The sequence below is a fragment of the Halopseudomonas nanhaiensis genome (assembly GCF_020025155.1).
In the GTDB taxonomy this organism is placed as follows: Bacteria; Pseudomonadota; Gammaproteobacteria; order Pseudomonadales; family Pseudomonadaceae; genus Halopseudomonas; species Halopseudomonas nanhaiensis.
On record NZ_CP073751.1, the window covers coordinates 2,050,633 to 2,074,720 of the forward strand.

22 protein-coding genes are annotated in these 24,088 nt (G+C 60.3%); 13 read left to right on the forward strand and 9 right to left on the reverse strand.

Going from position 1 to position 24,088, the window contains the following annotated elements; genetic code table 11:
* Window positions 1–37: 37 nt before the first annotated feature.
* Entirely contained in the window at window positions 38–1,024 is a 987-nt protein-coding gene (locus KEM63_RS09250) for a YhdH/YhfP family quinone oxidoreductase (protein WP_223650934.1), read from the reverse strand.
* A 9-nt stretch (window positions 1,025–1,033) separates the two neighbouring features.
* Window positions 1,034–2,062, reverse strand: coding sequence for a protease SohB (sohB, locus tag KEM63_RS09255; RefSeq protein WP_223650937.1), 1,029 nt, complete (start codon window positions 2,060–2,062; stop codon window positions 1,034–1,036).
* 167 nt (window positions 2,063–2,229) lie between these two features.
* Here sohB and KEM63_RS09260 point away from each other — a divergent pair, with 167 nt between their 5' ends.
* From KEM63_RS09260 to KEM63_RS09275, 4 genes are all read left to right on the forward strand, one after another.
* Complete coding sequence (locus tag KEM63_RS09260) at window positions 2,230–2,934, forward strand: histidine phosphatase family protein (RefSeq protein WP_223650939.1); 705 nt, start codon at window positions 2,230–2,232, stop codon at window positions 2,932–2,934.
* 56 nt (window positions 2,935–2,990) lie between these two features.
* A complete protein-coding gene (locus KEM63_RS09265) occupies window positions 2,991–3,302 on the forward strand; it encodes an SCP2 sterol-binding domain-containing protein (RefSeq protein ID WP_223650941.1) in 312 nt (103 codons plus the stop codon).
* A 192-nt stretch (window positions 3,303–3,494) separates the two neighbouring features.
* Complete coding sequence (locus KEM63_RS09270; RefSeq protein WP_223650943.1) at window positions 3,495–4,562, forward strand: phosphotransferase family protein; 1,068 nt, start codon at window positions 3,495–3,497, stop codon at window positions 4,560–4,562.
* Between the two features lie 22 nt (window positions 4,563–4,584).
* Complete coding sequence (locus KEM63_RS09275) at window positions 4,585–5,352, forward strand: SDR family oxidoreductase (RefSeq protein ID WP_223650945.1); 768 nt, start codon at window positions 4,585–4,587, stop codon at window positions 5,350–5,352.
* A gap of 27 nt (window positions 5,353–5,379) precedes the next feature.
* Here KEM63_RS09275 and KEM63_RS09280 read toward each other — a convergent pair whose 3' ends face one another.
* Genes KEM63_RS09280 through KEM63_RS09295 form a run of 4 tightly spaced genes read right to left on the reverse strand, consistent with a single transcriptional unit; the run spans window position 5,380 to window position 9,400 of the window.
* A complete protein-coding gene (locus KEM63_RS09280) occupies window positions 5,380–6,027 on the reverse strand; it encodes a hypothetical protein (RefSeq protein ID WP_223650956.1) in 648 nt (215 codons plus the stop codon).
* Between the two features lie 16 nt (window positions 6,028–6,043).
* Window positions 6,044–6,883, reverse strand: a complete 840-nt coding sequence (gene nudC, locus KEM63_RS09285; protein WP_223650957.1) for an NAD(+) diphosphatase — start codon at window positions 6,881–6,883, stop codon at window positions 6,044–6,046.
* Window positions 6,884–6,885: 2 nt separating this feature from the next.
* Window positions 6,886–8,550: a FimL-related protein gene (locus KEM63_RS09290; RefSeq protein ID WP_223650958.1), complete on the reverse strand. Its 1,665-nt coding sequence runs from the start codon at window positions 8,548–8,550 to the stop codon at window positions 6,886–6,888.
* 37 nt (window positions 8,551–8,587) lie between these two features.
* Entirely contained in the window at window positions 8,588–9,400 is an 813-nt protein-coding gene (locus KEM63_RS09295) for a crotonase/enoyl-CoA hydratase family protein (RefSeq protein WP_223650959.1), read from the reverse strand.
* A gap of 306 nt (window positions 9,401–9,706) precedes the next feature.
* Between KEM63_RS09295 and nhaB the strand changes: the two genes are divergently transcribed.
* Complete coding sequence (gene nhaB, locus KEM63_RS09300) at window positions 9,707–11,203, forward strand: sodium/proton antiporter NhaB (protein ID WP_223650960.1); 1,497 nt, start codon at window positions 9,707–9,709, stop codon at window positions 11,201–11,203.
* Here the strand turns inward: nhaB and dnaQ are convergent.
* Genes dnaQ through KEM63_RS09315 form a run of 3 tightly spaced genes read right to left on the reverse strand, consistent with a single transcriptional unit; the run spans window position 11,200 to window position 13,149 of the window.
* Window positions 11,200–11,925 (reverse strand): DNA polymerase III subunit epsilon, encoded by a 726-nt coding sequence (gene dnaQ, locus KEM63_RS09305; RefSeq protein ID WP_223650963.1) that lies wholly within the window; start codon window positions 11,923–11,925, stop codon window positions 11,200–11,202. The two genes, nhaB and dnaQ, sit on opposite strands and share 4 nt — an antisense overlap.
* Entirely contained in the window at window positions 11,918–12,379 is a 462-nt protein-coding gene (gene rnhA / locus KEM63_RS09310; protein WP_223650965.1) for a ribonuclease HI, read from the reverse strand. The genes dnaQ and rnhA overlap by 8 nt, the downstream gene beginning before the upstream one ends.
* On the reverse strand, window positions 12,376–13,149 hold the full coding sequence (locus KEM63_RS09315) for a methyltransferase domain-containing protein (RefSeq protein ID WP_223650967.1): 774 nt from the start codon (window positions 13,147–13,149) through the stop codon (window positions 12,376–12,378). The genes rnhA and KEM63_RS09315 overlap by 4 nt, the downstream gene beginning before the upstream one ends.
* Window positions 13,150–13,222: 73 nt before the next feature.
* Here KEM63_RS09315 and gloB point away from each other — a divergent pair, with 73 nt between their 5' ends.
* From gloB to fabI, 8 genes are all read left to right on the forward strand, one after another.
* On the forward strand, window positions 13,223–14,002 hold the full coding sequence (gene gloB / locus KEM63_RS09320) for a hydroxyacylglutathione hydrolase (RefSeq protein ID WP_223650969.1): 780 nt from the start codon (window positions 13,223–13,225) through the stop codon (window positions 14,000–14,002).
* A 171-nt stretch (window positions 14,003–14,173) separates the two neighbouring features.
* Entirely contained in the window at window positions 14,174–15,676 is a 1,503-nt protein-coding gene (locus KEM63_RS09325) for a LysM peptidoglycan-binding domain-containing protein (RefSeq protein WP_223650971.1), read from the forward strand.
* Window positions 15,677–15,745: 69 nt separating this feature from the next.
* Window positions 15,746–17,572 (forward strand): extracellular solute-binding protein, encoded by a 1,827-nt coding sequence (locus KEM63_RS09330; RefSeq protein WP_223650974.1) that lies wholly within the window; start codon window positions 15,746–15,748, stop codon window positions 17,570–17,572.
* 26 nt (window positions 17,573–17,598) lie between these two features.
* Window positions 17,599–19,473 (forward strand): extracellular solute-binding protein, encoded by a 1,875-nt coding sequence (locus KEM63_RS09335; protein WP_223650976.1) that lies wholly within the window; start codon window positions 17,599–17,601, stop codon window positions 19,471–19,473.
* Complete coding sequence (locus KEM63_RS09340; protein ID WP_223650978.1) at window positions 19,474–20,547, forward strand: microcin C ABC transporter permease YejB; 1,074 nt, start codon at window positions 19,474–19,476, stop codon at window positions 20,545–20,547.
* A 2-nt stretch (window positions 20,548–20,549) separates the two neighbouring features.
* Window positions 20,550–21,584, forward strand: coding sequence for an ABC transporter permease (locus KEM63_RS09345; RefSeq protein WP_223650980.1), 1,035 nt, complete (start codon window positions 20,550–20,552; stop codon window positions 21,582–21,584).
* Window position 21,585: 1 nt separating this feature from the next.
* Window positions 21,586–23,205, forward strand: coding sequence for an ABC transporter ATP-binding protein (locus KEM63_RS09350; RefSeq protein ID WP_223650982.1), 1,620 nt, complete (start codon window positions 21,586–21,588; stop codon window positions 23,203–23,205).
* Window positions 23,206–23,233: 28 nt separating this feature from the next.
* On the forward strand, window positions 23,234–24,028 hold the full coding sequence (gene fabI, locus KEM63_RS09355) for an enoyl-ACP reductase FabI (protein ID WP_223650984.1): 795 nt from the start codon (window positions 23,234–23,236) through the stop codon (window positions 24,026–24,028).
* Window positions 24,029–24,088 lie beyond the last annotated feature (60 nt).

Genomic DNA, 24,088 nt, shown 5'->3' on the forward strand with positions numbered 1-24,088 from the left:
ACTGTAGGCGGTCCCGCTCCTGCGGGACCGCCGGACATCAGTCCAGATTGACCACAACCCGGCCGACCATGTTTCCGCCCAGGATCGTCTCGATCTGCCGAGGCAGCTCATCGAGTCGCACTTCCTGTGCGATGGCGCTCAGATCGGTCTTCCACTGCAGCGACAACCGATCCCACATAGAAGCCTTCACCACCAGCGGCTGTTCCACCGAATCCACGCCCATGAGGTTGACGTTGCGCAGAATGAACGGGAGCACGCTGCCCTGGAATTGAGTGCCTGCGGTGAGCCCGCAGCAGGCGACTGTCGCACCATAACGGAGGGACTTGACCACGTTGAACAGAATATCCCCACCCACCGTGTCCACGGCACCGGCCCAACGCTCCTTGAGCAATGGCTTCTCCTTGCCAGCCTCCAGTTCGCTGCGGTCGACGATGGTGGTCGCGCCGAGTCTCTTCAGCAGCTCTGCCTGCGATGCCTTGCCGGTCGCAGCAGCGACTTCGTAGCCAAGCCCTGCGAGAAGCGCAACCGCGATACTGCCGACCCCGCCGGTTGCACCAGTGACCAGCACCGGGCCCTGTCCGGTGATCATTCCGCCCTGCTCCAGCTTGTCGATACACAGGGCCGCGGTCAGCCCGGCCGTGCCCAGCAGCATGCTGTCTCGAAGCGTCAGGCCATCGGGACGCTTGAGCACCCAGCCTGCCGGTACGCGGATGTACTGACCGTATCCTCCGGCGGTGTTCATACCCAGATCGTAGCCCGTGACAATCACCTCATCGCCTGGACTGAGCTCCGGAACCGAACTCGTTTCGACGACACCGGCCGCATCGATGCCCGGTGTATGAGGATATTGTCTGGTGACACCCTTGTTGCCACTGGCAGACAGCGCGTCCTTGAAATTCAACGATGAATACCTGACGCGAATAAGCACCTCGCCTTCGGGCAGATCGGCAAGTTGACGCGACACCACGCTGGATACGTACTGGCCTTGTTCTTCGCTGACCACCAGGGCCTTGAATTCTGACATGCGGTGCTCCTACCAAAATTTCTGGTTGTGAAAGCGTGACGCCCAGATCAGCAGCAGCCGATCCACGATGCCGGTGAAACCGCCGGCGAGCTTGTCCTGCATGCGCTTGCGCGTCACGTAGTGAACCTCGAACACGTCCGCTTCGCGAACGCGCCCGGTGATGTATTCGTCGCTGGTCTTTACATCATCAGCGAGCGCGCGCTGCTGCGCCTCGATACCGAACCATACCTCCCCGGTCGCCACTTCATCCACGTTCAGCTGCGGCCGATAGCGCGCGACGAAGTCCTTGAACAGACGATGGATGTTTTCCAGATCCTCGCGAAATTTCTCCCGGCCGCGCTCGGTGTTTTCCCCGAACATCGTCAGGGTGCGCTTGTACTCGCCGGCGGTGAGCATCTCGTAATCCACGTCATGCTTTTTGAGTACCCGGTGAAAGTTCGGCAGCTGCGCGACGACACCGATGGAGCCAAGCATGGCAAAGGGCGCGGAGAGCACCTTGTCGCCGATACAGGCCATCATGTATCCCCCGCTGGCGGCGACCTTGTCGACACATACGGTCAGGGGGATTCCCGCGTCGCGGATGCGAACCAGCTGTGACGCCGCCAGGCCATAAGAGTGGACCATCCCGCCCCCGCTCTCCAGTTTCAGGACAATCTCGTCTTCAGGACGCGCCATCTCCAGTACCGCCGTTACTTCCTGACGCAGATGATCGACGGCGGTGGCCTTGATATCCCCGTCGAAGCACAGCACGAACACGCGCGGCCGCTCTGCGGTGTCCCGGCTGCCCTTGTTACGCGCCTTGGCCTCGAGCTTGCGTCCCTTCTGCCGAAGCTTGAAGGCTTTCTTGTCCAGCACCGACTGCGCGAGGCGCTCGGTCATGCGTCCAATCTGTTCATTGACCTTGTTGACCGTAAGCGTTCCGTCAGGCCGACGATGGCGATCCTTGAGCGACACCATCAGCATCAGCAGCACCACCAGTGCAAGCAGCACCGTAGCTGCCTTGGCCAGAAACATTGCGTAATCGGCTAACCATTCCACGCACAGATCTCCACTATTTGAACGATTGAGACCAAGCATACAGGATGGACAAGCCGTTGGCGTGAACCGAGCCGCCTCGATTCAAACGCTTGTATGATTTTCGGTTGACAGGATTTTGGCCCGCCCATACTCTCGTTGAGACATTTCCCGGACAGGCATAACAACACGTGGGTAGCATCTATCTAATCCGTCACGGTCAGGCTTCGCTTGGCGCTGCCGATTATGACGTCCTGTCACCGGTCGGCATCAAGCAGTCCCAATTGTTGGGCGACTACCTGAACACGCTCAACGTACGCTTCGACCGGTGCTATGCCGGCAACATGAAACGCCAGATCGATACCTGTCATCACGCGCTGGAGCAGATTCCGGACGCGCCCTCCCGTGAGATTGCCATCGACGCCGGGTTCAACGAGTACCGTTCAGATGAGGTCATGCATACCTATCTGCCACGTATTCTCGAGACGCAACCGGATGCGCGTCACTTCGTGGAGAACGCCGGAGAGCACCGCAAGGAGTTCCAGAAAGTATTCAGCCAGGTCATTACGTCCTGGATCACCGATGAGAACTGCCCGGAAGGTTGCCAGAGCTGGCCAGAGTTCGTGGCGCAAGTGCGCGCAGGACTGAAGCGCGTTATCGAGGCGGCGGATCGCGGGCAGACCATCGGTATCTTCACCTCGGGTGGCATGATCACCGCTGCCCTGCAACTGATCACGGGGATGCCGGCGACCAGCGCGTTCGAGCTGAACTGGCAAATCGTGAATACCTCTGTGAGCCGTCTACAATACCGCAAGGACAAGCTCAGTCTGGCCTCCTTCAACAGCCAGGCTCATCTTGATATCCACCAGCGGGCCGAGTGGGTGACCTACAGATAAATCTCGCGGCGACGTACTCCATCGCCGTTCTACAAGCAGCTATAGGAACAGGGCCAATGACTACCGATCAGATCATCAGCAACATGGAATCCAAGTTCAACCCGGCGGCCGCTCAGGGCCTGGACCTGGTTTTCCAGTTCAACATCGAAGACGACGACAACTTCTTCGTAAAGGTCAAGGATGGCGCCTGTGACGCCCAGAAAGGTGACGCAGAGAATCCCAACGTCACCCTTATCATGGACAGCGACACGCTGAACGGCGTCATTTCCGGCGAAACCGATGGCATGCAGGCCTTCATGGCCGGCAAGCTGCGCGCCGAAGGCGACATGATGCTGGCACTCAAGCTGGGTGAACTGTTCCCGGCCTGAGGTTGCAGCAGGAGAAAACCGGAGCCTCGCTCCGGTTTTTTTTGCCTGCGGTTTCGGATACCTATTGACCCAGCCAATCGGGTTTCAACACCCAATCTGATAACAGCAGTCAAACAGGCGTTTGAGCTTGTTGGCCCATGCGCTGTGCATTAGATTAGCTGATTGTCTGACCTGACCATCATAAGGAAACCCATGACTCTGACCGATCAGGCGAGCACTATCCGCGAAGGCGAAGAGCTCGACGTCGATGCTGTCGACCGCTATCTCAAGAGCCAGATCGATGGCCTGCAGGGAACCCCGGACATTCGCCAGTTCCCCGGGGGTGCGTCCAATCTGACTTACCTCATCGCCTATCCGCAGCAGGAATTCGTCCTGAGGCGTCCGCCGTTTGGCAAGAAGGCCAAGTCGGCGCATGACATGGGTCGCGAGTTTCGCATTCTCAACCAGCTCAACGATGGCTTTCCGTATTGTCCGAAGGCCTATGCGCACTGCACCGACGAATCGGTGATCGGTGCCGAGTTCTATGTCATGGAACGCGTTCAGGGCGTTATCCTGCGTTCGGAGCTGCCGCCCGAGCTGGGCCTCGACGAGCACCGCACCCGCGAGCTGTGCAAGAGCTTTGTCGACAAGTTCGTCGACCTGCACAATGTCGATTACGCAGCCTGCGGCCTGGCCGACCTGGGCAAGCCGGAAGGCTATGTGCAGCGTCAGATCGAAGGATGGATCGACCGTTATCAGAAAGCTGCCACGCCCGATGCGCCAGACTGGAAGCCGGTCATGGCCTGGCTTCGCGACAAGATGCCGGCCGATCACCACAAGCCCGGCATCGTGCACAATGACTATCGCTTCGACAACGTGATCCTCGATCCCGACAATCCCATGCAGATCATCGGGGTTCTCGATTGGGAAATGACCACCATTGGCGATCCGCTGATGGATCTGGGGAACACCCTCGCCTACTGGATCGAGGCCGGCGATTCGCAGCCCATGCAGCTCATCCGACGCCAGCCCAGCCATGCTCCCGGCATGCTGACTCGTCAGGAGTTCGCCGACTATTATGCCGAGCGCGCCGGCATCACCATCGACAACCTCGATTATTACTACACCTACGGCCTGTTCCGTCTGGCCGGGATCGTCCAGCAGATCTACTACCGGTTCTACCACGGTCAGACGCAGGACAAGCGCTTCGCCTCTTTCATTCACATGAACAAGCTGCTCGAGCAGGTCAGCTTGTCCGTTATCGGCAAATCGGCTCTTTGAGTCGCTGAATCAAGGATATCCCATGGAAAAGACTCAACTGTTCGACCTAGACGGCAAAGTGGCACTGGTCACCGGCGCCAGCCGCGGAATCGGTGAAGCAATCGCCAAGCTGCTGGCACAGCAGGGTGCGCATGTCATCGTCACCAGCCGCAAGATCGACGGCTGCCAGGAGGTGGCCAATGCCATTACTGCCGCTGGCGGCAAGGCGACAGCGATGGCCTGCCATATCGGTGAAATGGGCCAGATCAGCGATACCATTGCCAAGATACGCAGCGAGTTCGGCAAGCTGGACATCCTGGTCAACAATGCGGCGACCAATCCGTATTTCGGCAACGTGCTCGATACCGATCTGACGGCCTTCCAGAAGACCGTTGACGTGAACATCCGCGGTTACTTCTTCATGTCCGTCGAAGCCGGCAAGCTGATGCGGGAAAACGGCGGTGGCGCCATCCTCAACGTCGCGTCGGTAAACGGCATGGTACCCGGCGACATGCAGGGGATCTATTCGATCACCAAGGCTGCCGTCATCAACATGACCAAGGTCTTTGCCAAGGAATGTGCGCAGTTCGGCATCCGCTGCAATGCATTGCTGCCGGGTCTGACCGACACCAAGTTCGCGTCGGCACTCACCACCAACGACTCGATCCTCAAGCACGCGCTGCAGCGCATCCCGCTGCGCCGTGCGGCAGATCCGTCAGAGATGGCCGGAACCGTGCTGTATCTGGTCAGCGATGCATCCAGCTACACCACCGGTGCAGCCATCAATGTTGATGGCGGCATGCTCGCCTGAGAAGTTGCCGGCCTTCGGGCCGGCATTTCATTGGGGGCGGAACTGTCGTTCCGCTTGCTCGTTCAGCGGTACCGGAGTGATCCCCGTCGGGCCGATATCCAGACGATAACGAGCGCCGTCGACCAACGGCATGAACCGCACCACAAAGGCATCCGCCTCGACCAGAACCGGCTCATGCAGCCTGTCCAGCCACAGCCATATATCCCTCCAGGCCGGCGTGTCGTTCAGCCCCCGGGGTTGAGCATTGCTTGCTGCCTCCTGCTGCTCCAGCGCAACGAACCGGCCAGACATGCGATTCAGTCGATAGCCATCCTTCAGGCCCAGCAATTGCGCCAGACCGTTCCAGCGCAGCACCTGGACGTCCAGATCCCACATGTCACCGTGCACAACCATCATTCGCGACAGTTCAGCTCCCTCCAGCAGCACTTCGAACCGCTGCGGCCCCGTCTCGTGCAGCTGCAATGTGGCAACCTGCGAGGACCGCTCCAGCGACTGAAAACGTGAAACATCGAAAGCTGCGAGCGCCAGCACGGCGACCAACGCCAGCAGCACGAGCATCAGATTGCCGCGCATCCAGGCAGCGACCCAGCCGAAACGGCCACCGAGACGCAGAGCAAGCGCCAGCAGGGCAACTGCCATCACAGCCAGCAAGCCGGCCAGAACATAGAATTGCATGGTAGTCCTCGCCCGGTCAGGCAGGGATGGGTGGAAGCGCCAGCCCGCGCAAACGCGCCAGATGGCAATCGATCAACCAGCGCGAAATGGTGCCGTGCGGCGGAATTCCGGGCAGGTCGTTGACATGCCACCACCCCGCCTCTTCGATCTCGCCAGGTTGCGGGACGATTTCGCCGCTGACATACCGTGCGTGGAAGCCCAGCATGAGTGAGTTGGGAAAGGGCCAGCTCTGACTGCCGAGATATTCCAGGTCCTCGACCTCGACGCCAACCTCCTCCATCACCTCGCGGTGCAGACACTCTTCTGCCGACTCGCCAGGCTCGATGAATCCGGCGAGGGTGCTGAAAAATCCGGGACGAAAATGCGGGGAGCGTGCCAGCAGTACCTCATCGCCACGCGTGATCAGCACGATGATGCACGGAGACAGCTTCGGATACTGACGCAGGCCGCATTGCAGGCATTCCATGGCTCGTTCGCCGGCGCGTGGCTGCATACCCTGTCCGCAGCGACCGCAGAAGCGATGCGTGTCGTTCCAGGCATCAAGCTGCTGGGCGAGACCAAGCAGGCGGAACGTGGCGTCGTCCACCTGTCCGATCAACCCTCTCAGGCCATGCCAGCTGACCCCTGGAAGATCCACCAGCTGGTTCAGACGTACAAGCTGACACGGTTTACCGTCCAGGAAACCCAACAGCAGCCGGGCGTCTGCATCGCCCATGAACCGGGCCATGTCCGGCTCGTGCAACAGCTGGCCCTGGTACATGGCAAAGCTTTGCTGGTGAGTGACCACAACCCAGCCAGCATTGCTGTCGTAATCGGAATGACTGGCCGGCACGAAACGATTGAATGAACCCGACACCGTCAGCCCGCCTCGTTGATGCTGTAGCCCAGTTCCGCAAGACTGTCTTCGGCCAGCGTCAGAACATCCGCCGTGGCAACCGAGGAACGCTCCGCGGACTCAAGATAGAACTCGATCCCGGTCAGCGCGTCGGCGAGTACTTCGAGTTGTTGCGGTTGCGGCTCTTCCTTGCGCTCAAGCATGCTTTCCTGAATGAATCGCGCGGCCAGATGGATGATGCTCGCTGCGCGCGTCATGCCCAGGAATATCAGCCCACCGCGGACTGTTTCCAGCGATGAGGGCACGTTCATCAAATGCATGGTATCGCTACCGGATTCCATGTAGGCGGTCACCGAGCGCTTGGCTAGCGCCAGGCCTGCCTGAGATTCTTCGATCAGCACGATACGGGCTTCTTTCAGCTCGACCGGCTCGCCGGGGTTGCCAGCGTCGGAACCGCGTCCGCGACTGTCGCCCTGACCATCGAGGCGGTTGACTGCCATTTCGGCCTGCAATACCGCATCGGCAACGTCTTCCAGCACCCCCTGGTCGCCGGGTTGCCAACGCTCCAGACGGCCGACACAACGCCGCACGACATCTGCGACTTCGTGCAGGTCAAGCATGCCGAGGGTCTTCCACAGACGCTGCAGTGCAGCATCGAGGGTCTCCAGGGCCTGATCCGGATCGCCGGCGTTTCGCGCCAGCAGGTCGAGCAGATCCTTGATCGCGGTCACTTCCTCGCGCAACGCCTCGGCTACGGATCGCATGACATCGACGCCCGGCCCGCGCAGCCGGTCGAAAGCCTGCAGTAGCTCCTGCTCGGTGTACCCGGGATCAGGCAGCTCGAACGCCGACTTGACCTCGTTGCAACGCTGGCAATGGGGCCCGGCTAACGCAACCAGAAACAACAACTCGCGCAGCAGACCACGCGCCGGTTCGACGGCGCCGGGTGTCTGCCCCGCATACTTCTTCACCTCGCGATCGACCTGGGCAAACAGGCGCTTGCGCTGCATGGTCAGGTGCAGGGGGGTGTCCTCGATGGACTCGATTGCGGCGCCGGCTACCCAGCACAGCGTAGCGGCCTGCGGCGGGAGATTGTTTTCCCAACGCTGCAGCGCACGGAGCATCAGAGGGGTCGAGGCGCCAATGCCGTCGTCCCGGATCAACCCGAGAAGACCCAACTGATACATCTGCCGCAGCCGATTGAATACATGCTTTTCCAGGCCACCCTCACCCACCGCACGAACTGCAGCGGGCAGGGTCGAGGCATCCAGACGATAGAAATGGCTTTGTGCAAGCGGCTCCGCGTCGGCACGGTGCTTGCGCAGCTCGTTGATGGTCGGAATCAGCAGTTCAGGCTGTTCGAAACCCGCCAGACGGCACTGCTCGATGTAGCGCTCGAGCAGAAAAAGGCTGTCGCACAGGGATGACAGGGGCGCGTTACGCTCTGTGCCGTCGTGTTCAGGCACGTCGGTCGCCAGCGCGACCATTTCGCTCAACAGCAGAGCCGCACCGGTCATTTCGATGAGATCAAACGTGCCTCGCAGCTGCTGAAGGCCCTCGATTGCCCGCTGCAGCAGACTGCCGTTGTGCCGGTCATCGAGAAACTGCTGAAGCAGGTCTTCGACCTCGCCAATACTGGCGAACAGTTCGTCCCTGACAAGATCAAGTGATGTGGCACCCGTTAACATCGCATTCCGTCTCCCACCGTCCCTGTTATCAGGCCGTTCAATCGGCGAACTCGGCCGGTTTCTTGGCCATATGCGCAGCCATGGCCACCTTGAGGTCCTCGGATTGCAGCATAGCCGCATTCCAGCTGGCGATATAGTTGAGTCCATCCTCCACGCTGTGGTCGCGAGCGTAGCGGATCATTTCCTTGGTACCGCGAATCGCCAGCGGTGATTTCGAGGCAATCTGCCCTGCCAGCGACATCACTTCCTGCATCAATGCCTGAACGTCGTCGTGAACGCAATTGACCAATCCGATCCGCGCAGCTTCGTGTCCATCGAATACGCGGCCGGTATACGCCAGTTCCCGCATCATGCCATCGCCTATGAGGTGCGGCAATCGCTGCAGCGTCCCCACGTCTGCGGCCATGCCCATGTCGATTTCCTTGATGCCGAAGCGAGCATCTGGTGTGCAATAGCGCATGTCGCAAGCCGAAATCAGATCGATTGCACCGCCCAGGCAGTATCCGTGGATGGCTGCGATCACCGGTTTACGACACCGGTCGACCGCATTGAACGCCTCCTGCAGGCGCAGGATATTGCCGCGTATGACTTCGGCATTCCGACCTATGTCCTTGCCCATCCGGCTGGAAGCCTGAGCAAGCAAGGCCAGATCAATGCCGGCCGAGAAATGGTCCCCGGCACCGGAAATAACCACCACGCGAATCGACTCAGTGACGTCCACCCACTCGAACGCGGTGATCATCTCGGTCCAGAAAGCCGAGTCCATGGCATTGAACTTGGCTGGGCGGTTGATCTGGATGTGCGCAATCCTGTCCTGCTGCGTCACGCGCAGTGACGTGTACTCGGTCATGCGGGCTACTCCTGAAGTGGCATTGCCGGGCCTATCCGACGCGACGATAATCGCTGCCGACGAGTCGGCCGGTCGCTGCTCTTTTTCGATGTCGAGACTATAACAAGCCGGGGCCAGTCTTGGCATGCCCGCTGTCACATTTCACTCGCCTGCACACCACGCAAGCCTGCTGCGCCAGCTTGGCGTATGATGCGCGACGCCGGCCAGCCGGCGCGCCGAGAGGGACTCTCTGAATACCCATTGCACGGGGCACGATGCAGTCGTCATTCAGAGCATTCTTCAACTTCAGGGACAGGACATTCATCCATGGCCAATGCCATTCTGCCAGCCCTTGCGGGCAACTTTCTCGGCCAGGCGCCCGTCTGGTACAAACAGACGATCATCGCCTTTCTGGTACTCAATCCGATTCTGATGTGGACCCTCGGTCCCTACCTTACCGGCTGGATTCTGGTGCTTGAATTCATCTTCACGCTGGCCATGGCACTGAAGTGCTACCCGCTGTTACCCGGTGGGCTGCTTGCCCTGGAAGCGCTGGTCATAGGCATGACCACACCCGATGCACTCTACCGCGAGGTGCTCGGCAATTTTCCGGTGATTCTCCTGCTGATGTTCATGGTCGCCGGCATCTATTTCATGAAGGATCTGCTGCTGGTGACCTTCACCAAGCTGATTCTCGGAGTTCGCTCGAAGTCGTTGCTCGGCTTGCTGTTCAGCCTGGTCGCGGCGCTGCTGTCGGCCTTTCTCGACGCGCTTACGGTTACCGCGGTCATCATCAGCGTCGCGGTCGGCTTCTACGGTGTCTATCACCGCGTCGCATCCGCCGGAACGGAAAACGCCGAGGCGTTCGGGCTGGACCCTGACGAGGGTCTGCACCGTGAGCATCTGGAACAGTTCCGCGCGTTTTTGCGCAGCCTGCTGATGCATGGTGCGGTGGGTACAGCACTGGGCGGCGTATGTACCCTGGTGGGCGAGCCGCAGAATCTCCTGATCGCTCGCGTCGCGGGCTGGGAATTCATCGAGTTCTTCCTTCTCATGGCTCCGGTCAGCATGCCGGTACTGGCGGCCGGCCTGCTGACCTGCCTGCTGCTGGAGAAAACCGGCTGGTTCGGTTACGGCGCCAAGCTCCCCCGCCAGGTTCGTCGAGTGCTGGAAGAGTTTTCCGACGCCGAGCGTGCCAAGCGCAAGACGCCGCAGCAGGTCGCGCTGGTGGTTCAGGGCCTGGCCGCGGTGCTGTTGGTATTGGGTTTGGCGCTGCATGTGGCCGAGGTGGGATTCATAGGTCTGATGGTGATCATCCTGATCGCCTCGTTCAACGGCGTGATCGACGAGCATCAGATCGGCAAGGCCTTCCAGGAGGCACTGCCCTTTACCTCACTGCTGGTGGTGTTTTTCGCCATCGTCGCGGTGATCCACGAACAGCATCTGTTCAGCCCCATCATCCATGCTGTCCTGGCCATGCCGCCGGACATCCAGCCGAGCATGTTCTTCATTGCCAACGGCGTACTGTCGATGATCAGCGATAACGTTTTCGTGGCTACGGTATACATCAGCGAGGTGAAGCAAAGCCTGGACTCGGGCGCGATTACGCGTGAGCAGTTCGATCGGCTGGCGATTGCCATCAATACCGGAACCAACCTGCCTAGCGTGGCCACGCCCAATGGCCAGGCCGCCTTTCTGTTCCTGCTGACCTCGGCCATAGCACCGCTGGTGCGCCTTTCTTATGGGCGCATGGTGGTGATGGCCCTGCCCTATACGCTGGTGCTTGGCGGCGTGGGCCTGTTTGCGGTCAGCAACTGGATCTAGATCGACTCGGTCGGCTCGCCGTTCCACAGCGCGAAGCCGGCCGATTTCTCCACCGCCGCCAGTCGCTCGGCGTGCAGCGCAAGCTCCTCTTCGCTGGCGGTGATGACCTTCAACCTCGGCCTGTCCACAGCAAGCCTGCGTATCACACTGATCCCGCCGGACTCGTCCTGATCGGCGCCCTGCCCGGCCAGCGACAGTGCAGTCTGACCGCCCGTCATCGTCAGGTATACGTCCGCCAGAATTTCCGCGTCGAGCAGTGCGCCGTGCAAATCGCGCTGGGAGTTGTCCACTCCGTAGCGCTTGCACAGGGCGTCCAGACTGTTGCGCTGGCCTGGATGTTTTTCCCGAGCCATGAGCAGCGTATCGGTTACGCTGCAGTGATCGGCGACCCGACCGTGACCCCGGTTGAGCAGGGTCAGCTCGGCGTCAATGAAACCCACGTCGAACGCCGCGTTGTGGATGACCAGCCGCGCCCCGGTGATGAATTCCATGAAATCATCCGCCACGACCCCAAACAGGGGCTTGTCAGCGAGAAACTCGTCACTGATGCCGTGTACCGCGAACGCACCTTCATCGACCTCGCGCTGCGGATTGATGTACACATGGAAATGGCGACCGGTCAGCCGGCGGTCGATGACCTCGACGCAGCCGATCTCGATGATCCGGTGCCCTTCACGCACTTCGATACCCGTGGTTTCGGTATCCAGCACCACTTCACGCATTCTGCATATCCTTCTCCGCCAGGACCTGAGCCACACCCAGATTCGCCAGCTCATCAGCCAATTCGTTTTCTGCGTGGCCACTGTGGCCGCGAACCCAGCGCCACTCGACCTCGTGCTGATTGGCGAGCACGTCGAGCCGCTGCCAGAGATCGGCGTTCTTCACTGGCTGCTTGGCCGCCGTCTTCCAGCCGCGCTTCTTCCAGTTGGGCAGCCACTCGCGAATACCTTTCATCACATATTCCGAGTCGGTCGTCAGGACCACCCTGGCCGGCTTCTTCAAGGCAGCAAGTCCCTCGATCGCAGCGGTGAGCTCCATGCGATTGTTCGTCGTCTGCAGTTCGCCGCCATAGAGCGTCTTCTGATGTTCACCCAGGCGCAGCAGGACGCCCCATCCGCCTGGGCCGGGGTTGCCCTTGCAGGCGCCGTCAGTGAAGATTTCGATGGTGTGTGTCATTTCCTGTTCCGCTTGTGCGTCCTGCGACTTCCGGCGACCAGCGGCGGCAACGTCAAGGCAGGGAAAACCATGCCGCGTTCACGGCGAGGGGTGGTGCCCAGCATCTGACGACGGGCGAGTAGGAAGTAAAAGCCGCCACCAGGCAGTTGGTGTTTGCCGGCGAAGCTTTCCAACCTCTGTAATCGTCCGAGCCAGGCTTCCGAATCGAGCGGCGGACGATAGCATCCATCGACCCGTTTCTCCACCGCGAAACCCAGCAGCTCCAGCCAGTCGGTCAGTCGCGCCGGGCTGACAAAACCTGCCTCGCTGAACCAGCCGCGCCCGGTGAAGTGGTTGGCACCCCAGAAGCTCCAGGGGTTGAAGCCGAATATCAGCATGTGGCCGCCTGCGCGCACCGCCTGACTGGCTTCGCGCAGGAGGCTGCGGGGCGTCAGGCAGAAATCCAGCCCGTGGTGCAAGACCACCACGTCGAGTGACTGCGGCGAAAATGGCCACTGCGACTCCTCGGCAGGGATGGCTCCGGAGCCGGCCGACAGGTCGAGATGCCAGTGATTGCGCAGCACGCTGCGCTCCTCATCAAGCAAGGCTGGGGCAAGACCGTATTGCACCAGGTGTTGTCCAAAGCAGCGCGACAGATGCGCGCGCATCACCTCGCGCTCGGCCTCGAGCAGCATGTGCCCGGCTGGTGAATCCAGCCACGCGCGTGCGACCTCGAGCAACCTGAGCAGATCGTCCTGGCTGATTGATCTCGACACTTCAGGTATTTCCATGGCGCCTCCGGTTGGCCTGTTCCGCTGTGGCTCCTATAAGATTAGGCACTATATTCCAGAAGAGACTACCCGCATGCCACAGTTCATCGCATTACCCGCATTCAAGGATAACTATATCTGGCTGATGCTGAACGAAAAGACGCTGCAGGCTGCGGTAGTCGACCCGGGTGACCCGGTCCCGGTTATCAAGTGGCTGGGGCGCAATCCGGAGTACAGCCTGACCACGATGGTCATCACCCATCATCATCCTGACCACACCGCGGGGCTGAAGGCGGTCAAGGCAGCAACCGGCTGCACGGTGCTCGGCCCCGCTACCGAAGACATCGCCGGCCTGGATCGTCGGCTGGTCGACGGCGACGATGTCCGCCTGCTTGGCGAAAGCGCGAAGGTTTTCGATGTGCCTGGCCACACCCGCGGACATATCGCCCTGTACGGGGGTGAGAGTGACGACCCCTGGCTCCTCTGCGGCGACACGCTGTTTGCCGGAGGCTGCGGACGCCTGTTCGAAGGCACCGCGGCGCAGATGCATCATTCGCTGACTCGCCTTGCTGCCCTGCCGGACGCCACCCGCGTGTACTGCGCCCACGAATACACGCAGTCCAACCTTCGCTTCGCTCGTGCTGTGGAGCCGGACAACGATGACATTCGCGTACGTCTCGAGGTAGTCGACGGGCTTCGCACCGCGGGTCGCATGACGCTTCCTTCCAGTATCGGACTGGAAAAGCTCACTAATCCCTTCCTGCGCTGCGAGCAAGCGGAGGTGGTCGCGGCCGCGAGCAGGCAGGCCGGGGACGCTCTATCACCCGGCGAGGCGACGTTTGCCGTACTGCGGGGCTGGAAGGATCGATTCTGAGGCGTCGTGCGGGGCAACAGCGGGAAATTGACGCCCACCTTTTGTCGAAAGCGCGAACCGCTTCCTTGACCCTGTAAAGGTGACTTCCTAGAATCGCCCGACATTCGAACGGGTTCGCTTATGTTTAATCCCGCAACTGGCAAGGCTCTTGACGCTTGCAAAAAAGGACTTTTGACGCTGGGGCTGCTGGTGATGGCGGGATGCCAGACGACCGCAGACTACGCGTCCAACGGACAGCCACCCCATGCTGAAGGTGGCGTCTTCGACCGCGCATACCCCCACGCCGCCCGTTCCAGCGCCAGCCGGGCCACCCCGGACATTAGCCAGCCGCACACGCTCTGGTCGCGGCTGCGAGCAGGGTTTCTGCTCGACCCAGCCGCCATCGACAACCCGCGAATCGACAAACAACGACTTGCCTTCGCCAGCCAGCCGCGTTACTTCGAGCTGAGCACGCAACGAGCCCGGCGCTACCTGCACTATGTCACAGAGCAGGTCGAAGCCCGTGAGATGCCATCTGAATTGGCCCTGCTCCCGTTCGTGGAAAGCTCCTATAACCCGATGGCCTATTCGAGCGCAAAGGCCGCTGGACTCTGGCAATTCATCCCTTCCACCGGGCAGCTTTACTCGCTACGGCAGGACTGGTGGTACGACGGTCGCCGGGACATCACCGCTTCGACGCGCGCAGCGCTCGACTATCTGACCCGTTTGAATCGACAGTTCGACGGTGACTGGTTGCTTGCACTGGCCGCCTACAACTGCGGCGAAGGCTGCGTTGGCCGCGCGGTCGCCCGCAATCGCAAATTGGGTCTGCCAACCGATTACTGGAACCTGCAACTGCCCAAAGAAACGATGAACTATGTACCCAAGCTGCTAGCGCTGGCGCAGATCATCGAAAGCCCGGCGGTATACGGCACGGTGCTCCCCGCACTGGATGACGAGCCATATTTCGCCGAAATCACCGTCGACCAGCAGATTGATCTGCACAAGGCCGCCGAGCTCGCCTCCATTTCAAAGGAAGAGCTGCTCAGTCTGAATCCAGCGTTCAATCACCGCGTCACGGCCCCGAAGGGGTCCTATCAGCTGCTGGTTCCCGTGGCCAACGCAGAACAGTTTGCCAGCGCCCTGGCGGACCTGCCGGAGTCGGAACGGCTGGCCTTTCAGTCCTACCAGGTACGACGCGGAGACACGCTTTCCCAGATCGCACGGCAGCATCAGGTTCATGTCACCGCCATTCGCGAAGTAAACAACCTCGACGGGCACGTCATTCACGCCGGTCAGACGCTGATGTTGCCGCAGTTCGGTGCAGGCATGGGCGAAGCTCCAGCCACTGCCGCCGCGCCCGCCGCCAAATCCGCGAGGCCCGCTCTTTACACCGTACAACCCGGCGACAACCTGTGGCTGATCGCTCGCAAGCATGGCACCAGCGTGAGCAACATTCGGCAACACAACGGTCTGAAAGGTAATGCGCTGTCCGTCGGGCAGACGCTTTCACTCCCGGCCGCCGCACGGACCCTGGCCGCCGGCCCGCGCCGCCACACCTACGTGGTTCGTGCCGGGGACTCGCTCTACAGCATCGCCCGTCAATTCAAGGTCGGCATCGACAGCATCCGTCAATGGAACTCGCTTGGACCGGTCCTGCGTCCCGGCCAGCAGCTCACGCTTCTACTGCCCTAGGACACGACACGCTTTCGTCAACGGCGTGGCAATGGTAGCGTGAGCGCTGACAAAACCAGATAGCTTACGATGACGTTGAACCGCAACCCCCTGTTTGTATTGATATTGCTACTGCTGCCGTGGGCCGAGGCGCCGGCGGCGGTATACAAGCAACATGGCTACGCGCTGTACGGGCAGCCCGTGTACGCCAAAGACTTCGAGCATCTCGACTACGTCAATCCGGACGCACCAAAGGGCGGCTCGCTACGTGTCATGGGCTCGGGTACCTTTGATACGGTCAATCCCTACACGCTCAAGGGCACCAGCCCGGCGAACACCGGCAACTTCCTGCATTACGGTATAAGCGAGCTGAACGAGCCGTTGATGGTTGGCAGCGGCGCGTACGATCCATCCGGTGACGAGCCTTATTCGGCGTACGGCCTGATCGCCGAAACCCTCGAGTTTTCCGACGATCGCAGCTGGGTGGTATTCAATCTGCGGCCCGAAGCGCGGTTCCACGATGGCAAACCGATCACTTCGGCAGACGTCGAATTCACCTACCGCCTGCTGAAGCGCGAAGCCCATCCGAACTATCGCTCGATGTTGCAAGATGTACAGCGCGTTGACGTACTCGGCCCGCACCGCATCCGATTCGTCTTCAGCCGTAGCGACAACCCTCTGCTGATCCTGCGTCTGGGCGAGCTCCCGGTGATGCCTGAACATCATTGGAAGGACCGCGAATTTGCCAACACGACCTACCAGCCAGGGCTGAACAGCGGGCCGTACCGCATCACCAGCATCGAGCCCGGACGGCGACTGGTGTACGAACGGGTGGAGGATTACTGGGGTGATGATCTGCCCATCAACCGCGGCAAGTACAACGTGGACCGGATGGAGGTGGAGTTCTATCGCGATAACAGCGTCGCGTTCGAAGCCTTCAAAGCCGGGGAATTCGACATCTATTTCGACCATAAATCGAGCAACTGGGCGACGGGCTACGACTTCCCCGCGGTCCGGACCGGTGCTGTCGTCAAGCGCGCCGTGCCCCACAGCATCCCCAGTGCCACTCAGGCATTGTTCTTCAACACGCGCAGAGCGCCTTTCGACGAGCGCCCCGTTCGCGAGGCGCTGGGCATGCTGTTCGATTTCGAATGGTCTAATCGGGTGCTGTTCTATGACGCCTACGAGCGCTCGCTGAGCTATTTCCCGAACAGTCCCTTCGCCGCTACCGAGCTTCCCGCTGGCCAGGAGTTTCTCTATCTCCAGCCTCACCGCGACGAACTCCCGGAGGGGCTGTTCACCGAGCCGTTCGCTCTGCCGCAGACGGACGGACGGGGCATTCCCCGAAACATTCAGCGCAAGGCGGTCGAGCGCTTCGCTGATGCTGGCCTCTCTTTCAAGAATGGCGAAATGCGCGACAAGAGCGGTCGGCAGCTTACCTTCGAGGTTCTGCTGGTCAATCCAAGCCTGGAGCGAATCCTCCAGCCATATCGCGCCAATCTTGCCAAGCTTGGCATCGACATGAACATCCGTACGGTAGATCGCGCGCAGTACAGAGCACGTCTTGATCAGTTCGACTACGACATGATCTTTGCCACCTTGCCGCAAGGTCTGTCGCCAGGCATGGAACAGCATGCGTACTTTCACTCGAGCCAGCGCGATGTGCGCGGTAGCCGCAACTACGCCGGCATCGACGATCCGGTGGTGGACCGGATGATCGAACATCTGCTCGCCGCTTCGACCCGGGAACAGCAGGTCGCGGCCACCCGCGCGTTAGACAGAGTGCTTCTTTGGCGGCACTATACGATTCCGAACTGGTATATCGATTACCACCGCATCGCACATCGAAACTGGCTGAAGTCAGCTGGTACGCCACCCTTTTCGCTGTCCATTCGCAGCTGGTGGATCGATCAATGACAACGACTGGACCAACGAGCCCAACCATGCATGCGATCAAGTTCATTGGCGTTTGCCTCCTCCTGCTAGCCACCGTGGTGCAGGCATCGTCCGGGCAGCACGCGCTGACGCTTTACGGTGAGCCACCGAAATACCCGGCTGATTTCCAGCACTTCGAGTATGCCAACCCCGACGCGCCAAAAGGTGGCACCCTCAGATTGTCGGGCTTCGGCGGGTTCGACTCGTTCAACGGATTCATCAGCAAGGGCACCGCCGCAGAGCAGCTCGATCTGATCTACGACACCCTCACCTTCCACTCGCTGGACGAACCCTTCACCGAATACGGGCTGCTGGCCGAACGCATCGAACGGGCAGAAGACCATACCTGGGTGCGCTTTCACCTGCGCCCGGAAGCTCGCTTTCATGATGGTGAGCCCGTCACCGCGGAGGACGTGGTGTTCAGCTTCGAGACCCTCGTTGAAAAAGGCACGCCCTTCTATCGTGCCTACTACGCAGACGTGGAAAGGGTGACGGCGGACGATGAACACAGCGTCACCTTCCACTTCAAACACGGACAGAATCGCGAGTTGCCGCTGGTATTGGGCCAACTGCCCGTTATCCCGAAGCACTTCTGGGCTGACCGCGACTTCAGTCGAGGCGGTCTGGAGCCGCCACTGGGTAGCGGTCCGTATCGGATTACCGACGTACGCCCAGGTCGCTCGGTTACCTTCGAGCGCGTAAAGGACTGGTGGGCCGAAGATCTGCCGGTACAGAAGGGATTTCATAATTTCGACAGGATCGTTGTGGACTACTATCGCGATACCGGCGTGGCGCTGGAGGCGTTCAAGGCAGGCCAGTTCGACTTCAACCAGGAGGTCAGCGCACGCAATTGGGCGACCGGCTACGACAGCCCCGCGCTGCGTGAAGGGCGCATCGTCAAGGAAGAAATCCCGAACCAGAATACCCAGGGCATGCAGGGTTTCGTCTTCAACCTGCGCAAGCCCTATTTCGCTGACGTACGCGTGCGAGAAGCGATCAGCCTGCTCTTCGACTTCGAGTGGGCCAACGCCCGCCTCTTTCACGACGCCTACACGCGCAGCGAAAGCTTTTTCGGCAATTCCGAACTGGCGGCCGAGGGCAAACCCGGCGAGGCCGAGCTTGCATTGCTCGAACCACTGCGGGAGAAGCTGCCGGCCTCCGTGTTCGACGTTGCACCCAGCCCCTCGAAGACGGATGGCAGCGGTGTCATTCGCGAGCAGATGCGCGAGGCGTACGCGTTGCTGCAGGAGGCTGGCTGGCGTATCGAGAACGATCAGCTTATCAACGAGGCAGGCGAACCCCTGACATTCGAGTTTCTGCTGGTACAGGCGGACTTCGAGCGGGTACTGCTTCCGTTCAAGCGAAATCTCGCCTCGCTTGGCATCGAGATGAACATACGACGGGTCGACGTTTCGCAGTACATCAATCGGCTACGTAATCGTGACTTCGACATGGTCGTAAGCGGTTTCGGCCAGTCCAATTCGCCGGGCAACGAGCAGCGCGAATACTGGCATTCGGCGAGCGCGGACAATCCCGGAAGCCGCAATCTGATGGGTCTGCAAGATCCTGCCGTTGATGCACTGGTGGAAGGACTGATCCAGGCAGATTCACGCGAGGAACTGGTCAACCACACCCGTGCCCTGGATCGCGTCCTCCGCGCTTTGCATATCCTTGTTCCCAATTTCAACACGCCGGTGTATCGCGTCGCCTATTGGAACAAGTTCGCTCACCCCGCCACTGCGCCGAAATATGACCTTGGTCTGCGGACCTGGTGGGTCGACCAGAGCAGGCCCGATGCGCTGGCGCCAGAGACCTTGATCGGAGAGCCGGCGCCCGTGGATGGCGCGGACGACGAGCCAGCGACGAGCGGAGCCACGGAATAAATGCTCGCTTACATCGTCCGCCGGCTATTACTGATCATCCCGACGCTGTTCGGCATCCTGCTGATCAACTTTCTCATCATTCAGGCCGCCCCGGGCGGCCCGGTCGAGCAGATGATCGCCAACCTCGAAGGCATGGAGGGCGCTACCAGCCGGATTTCCGGAAGCGCGCAGGGTGAAGTCGCCGCCAGTGGCAGCTACCGGGGCGCTCAGGGACTGGACCCGACGATCATCGCGGAAATCGAACGGATGTACGGATTCGACAAGCCGGCCCACGAACGCTTCTGGTTGATGATCAAGGGGTACCTCACCTTCGATTTCGGCGACAGCTTTTTCCGCGACGCCAGCGTCATGGATCTGATCCTGGAAAAGATGCCGGTATCCATATCGCTGGGGCTCTGGACCACCCTGCTGACCTATCTGATATCGATTCCGCTGGGAATCCGCAAGGCGATTCGGCACGGCTCCGCCTTTGACGTCTGGAGCAGCTCCCTGATCATTGTCGGCTACGCCATTCCCGGGTTCCTGCTGGCGATTCTGCTGATCGTACTCTTTGCCGGCGGCAGCTACTTCGACTGGTTTCCGCTACGCGGTCTGACGTCCAACAACTGGGAGGAGCTGGACACCTGGGGCAAGATAAAGGATTACCTGTGGCACCTGGTTCTACCGATCACCGCGATGGTCATAGGCAGCTTCGCCACCCTGACGATGCTGACCAAGAACTGCTTTCTCGACGAAATTGGCAAGCAGTATGTCACCACCGCCCGGGCCAAGGGTCTTACCGAGCGCCGCGTTCTCTACGGCCACGTGTTCAGAAATGCCATGTTGCTGATCATCGCCGGCTTTCCGTCAGCGCTGATCAGCGTCTTCTTCACCGGCGCGCTGCTCATCGAGGTCATCTTCTCGCTCGATGGTCTCGGCCTGCTCGGCTTCGAAGCAGCGATCAATCGCGACTATCCGGTGATGTTCGGCACGCTGTTCATATTCACCCTACTGGGCCTGATCGTTAAGCTGATTGGCGACATCGCCTACACGCTTGTCGACCCCCGTATCGACTTCGAAAGTCGGGAGGGTTGAGGATGCGCCGCGGATTCGCACTATCACCGATCAACCAGCGACGCATGGCGTTGTTCAAGGCCAACCGGCGCGGCTGGTGGTCGCTGCACATTTTCATGGTGCTGTTCGTTCTGAGCCTTGGCGCGGAGCTGATCGCCAACGACAAGCCCCTGGTACTGAGCTATCAGGACGAACTGTATTTCCCTGTATTCAAGCGCTATGCGGAGACCGAGTTCGGCGGGGAATTTCCCATCGAGGCCGACTACCGCAGCCCGTATGTCACTGAGCTTATCGAAGAACAGGGTGATGGATGGATGCTCTGGCCGCCGATCCCCTACAGCTATTCGACCATCAATTACGAGCTCGACGTCCCCGCCCCTGCTCCGCCCTCTGCAGACAATTGGCTGGGCACCGATGACCAGGCGCGCGATGTGATGTCTCGGGTCATCTATGGGTTTCGCATCTCGGTGCTGTTCGCACTGACGCTGACAATCGTCAGCTCCATCATCGGTGTTGTCGCGGGTGCCGTTCAGGGGTTCTACGGGGGACGCATCGATCTGTTCGGACAGCGCTTCATCGAAGTATGGTCCGGGCTGCCGGTGCTCTACCTGCTGATCATCCTGGCCAGCTTCGTTCAGCCCAATTTCTGGTGGTTGCTCGGAATCATGCTGCTGTTTTCGTGGATGGCGCTGGTCGACGTGGTGCGCGCGGAGTTTCTGCGTGGTCGCAATCTGGAATATGTGCGCGCGGCTCGCGCCCTGGGGGCGTCCAATCAGGTCATCATGTTCCGGCACATCCTGCCGAATGCGATGGTCGCCACACTGACCTTCTTTCCATTCATTCTGACCGGTGGCGTCATCACGCTCACCTCGCTGGACTTCCTCGGCTTCGGTCTGCCCGCCGGCTCGCCTTCACTGGGTGAGCTTATCTCCCAGGGCAAATCGAACCTTCAGGCTCCCTGGCTGGGTATCACCGCTTTCGTCGTGCTTTCACTGATGCTGACCCTGCTGGTCTTCATCGGAGAAGCGCTGCGTGACGCCTTCGACCCAAGGAAGTGACATGCCCGATCAGCCTCTGATACGCATCGACAATCTCAGTGTTGCCTTCACCTCGGAGCGGGAGGAAACGCTCGCGGTCAAGGGCGTCAGCCTCGACATACACCCTGGCCAGACCGTCGCATTGGTGGGTGAAAGCGGCTCCGGCAAGTCGGTGACGGCGCATTCGATCCTTCGCCTGCTGCCGGCTAATACCGCACGTCACCCCACTGGCGAGATCCTCTATCACGGCGAAAACCTGCTTGCTGCCGATGACAAGCGCCTGCGACAGGTCCGCGGAAACCGGATCTCGATGATTTTCCAGGAGCCGATGTCTTCACTGAATCCCCTGCATTCGATCGAGCGTCAGATCAACGAAGTGCTGTTCCTGCACAAGGGCCTGGACAAGGCTGCCGCGCGTGCGCGCACGCTGGAGCTGCTTGATCTGGTGGGCATCCCCGACCCTGCCAGCCGACTCAAGGCCTATCCCCATGAGCTTTCCGGCGGCCAGCGTCAGCGCGTGATGATTGCCATGGCTCTGGCCAACGAGCCGGAGCTGCTGATTGCCGATGAGCCCACAACGGCACTGGATGTCACGGTGCAGCTGAAAATTCTCGAGTTGCTCAAATCGCTGCAGCAGAAACTCGGTATGGCGCTGCTGTTGATCAGCCACGACCTCAATCTGGTGCGCCGTATCGCGCATCGCGTATGTGTCATGTATCAGGGTCGCGTCGTCGAAGAAAATGATTGTGCAACGCTCTTTGCCGACCCTCGACATGAGTACACACGGCAACTGCTCGCCGCGGACCCCTCTGGCGATCCGGTGCCCGCCGACTTGAGCGCGCCAACGATACTGCGGGCCGAAGATCTGCGGGTCTGGTTTCCGATCCGACAGGGTGTGCTCAAGCGGGTCGTCGATCACGTGAAGGCAGTCACGGATGCGAGCTTCTCCCTGCAGCAGGGGCAGACGCTGGGCATCGTTGGAGAAAGCGGTTCGGGGAAGACCACGCTAGGCATGGCATTGTTGCGTCTGGTGGAAAGCCAGGGACTGATCGAGTGCAACGGACAGCGTCTGGATGGTCTGAGCCAGAACGCCGTGCGTCCGATGCGCCGGCAGTTTCAGGTGGTTTTCCAGGATCCGTACGGCAGCCTGAGTCCGCGAATGTCGATTGCGCAGATCATCAGTGAGGGACTGCAGATTCACCGTATCGGCACTGCCCAGGAACGTGAGCAGATGGTGATACAGGCTCTGGAAGAGGTAGGTCTGGACCCAGAGAGTCGCCACCGGTATCCGCACGAGTTCTCAGGCGGCCAGCGTCAGCGCGTGGCTATCGCGCGAGCACTGGTGCTGAAGCCTTCGCTGATTCTGCTGGACGAGCCAACATCGGCGCTGGACCGGACAGTACAGGGTCAGGTGGTCGAACTGTTGCGTGATCTGCAGCACAGGCACAATCTGAGCTATCTGTTTATCAGCCACGACCTCGCGGTGGTCAGGGCGCTCAGCCATCAGCTGATGGTGATACGTCATGGCGAGATCGTAGAACAGGGGCCGGCGCAGGAAATATTCGCTTCGCCACAACATGGCTATACTCGCCAGTTACTCGAAGCGGCTTTTGCCCACCCGGTCGAACACAACACGGCCTGACGAAACAGGCCCAGCATAGGAACCAAGCATGGGATTTCTCACCGGTAAACGCGTCCTCATCGTTGGCGTAGCCAGCAAGCTGTCAATCGCCTCGGGCATCGCCGCAGCAATGTATCGGGAAGGTGCCGAACTCGCCTTTACCTATCAGAATGAAAAGCTCAAGGCTCGGGTCGAGGGATTTGCCAGCGAGTGGGGCTCGGGCCCGGAGCTGTGCTTTCCCTGCGACGTTGCTGACGACGCCGAAATCGAACAGGTATTCGTTGAGCTGGGCAAGAAATGGGATGGGTTGGATTGCATCGTGCATTCAGTGGGGTTCGCTCCGGGCGATCAACTCGACGGAGACTTTACCGACGTGACGACCCGGGAAGGCTTCCGCATCGCACATGACATCAGCGCCTACAGCTTCGTCGCCCTGGCCAAGGCCGGTCGCGGCATGATGAAAGGACGTAACGGCAGCTTGTTGACGCTGTCGTATCTCGGTGCAGAACGTACCATGCCCAACTACAACGTGATGGGCATGGCCAAAGCCAGCCTTGAAGCAGGCGTGCGCTATCTGGCTACCAGCCTTGGTCCGGAAGGCACTCGGGTCAACGCGGTATCCGCAGGTCCCATTCGCACGCTGGCGGCATCAGGCATCAAGAGCTTCCGCAAGATGCTCTCGCATAACGAACGCCAGACACCAATGCGCCGCAACGTGACCATCGATGAGGTCGGCAACGCTGGCGCGTTTCTCTGCTCAGACCTCGCCTCGGGCATTTCCGGCGAAATCATGTATGTGGATGGCGGTTTCAATATCACTGCCATGGGCAACCTCGAAGAGTAGGCCCGCCCGCAATAAAAAAAAGCCGCTCATGCGGCTTTTTTTTTGGCGGCGCGCCGGCTT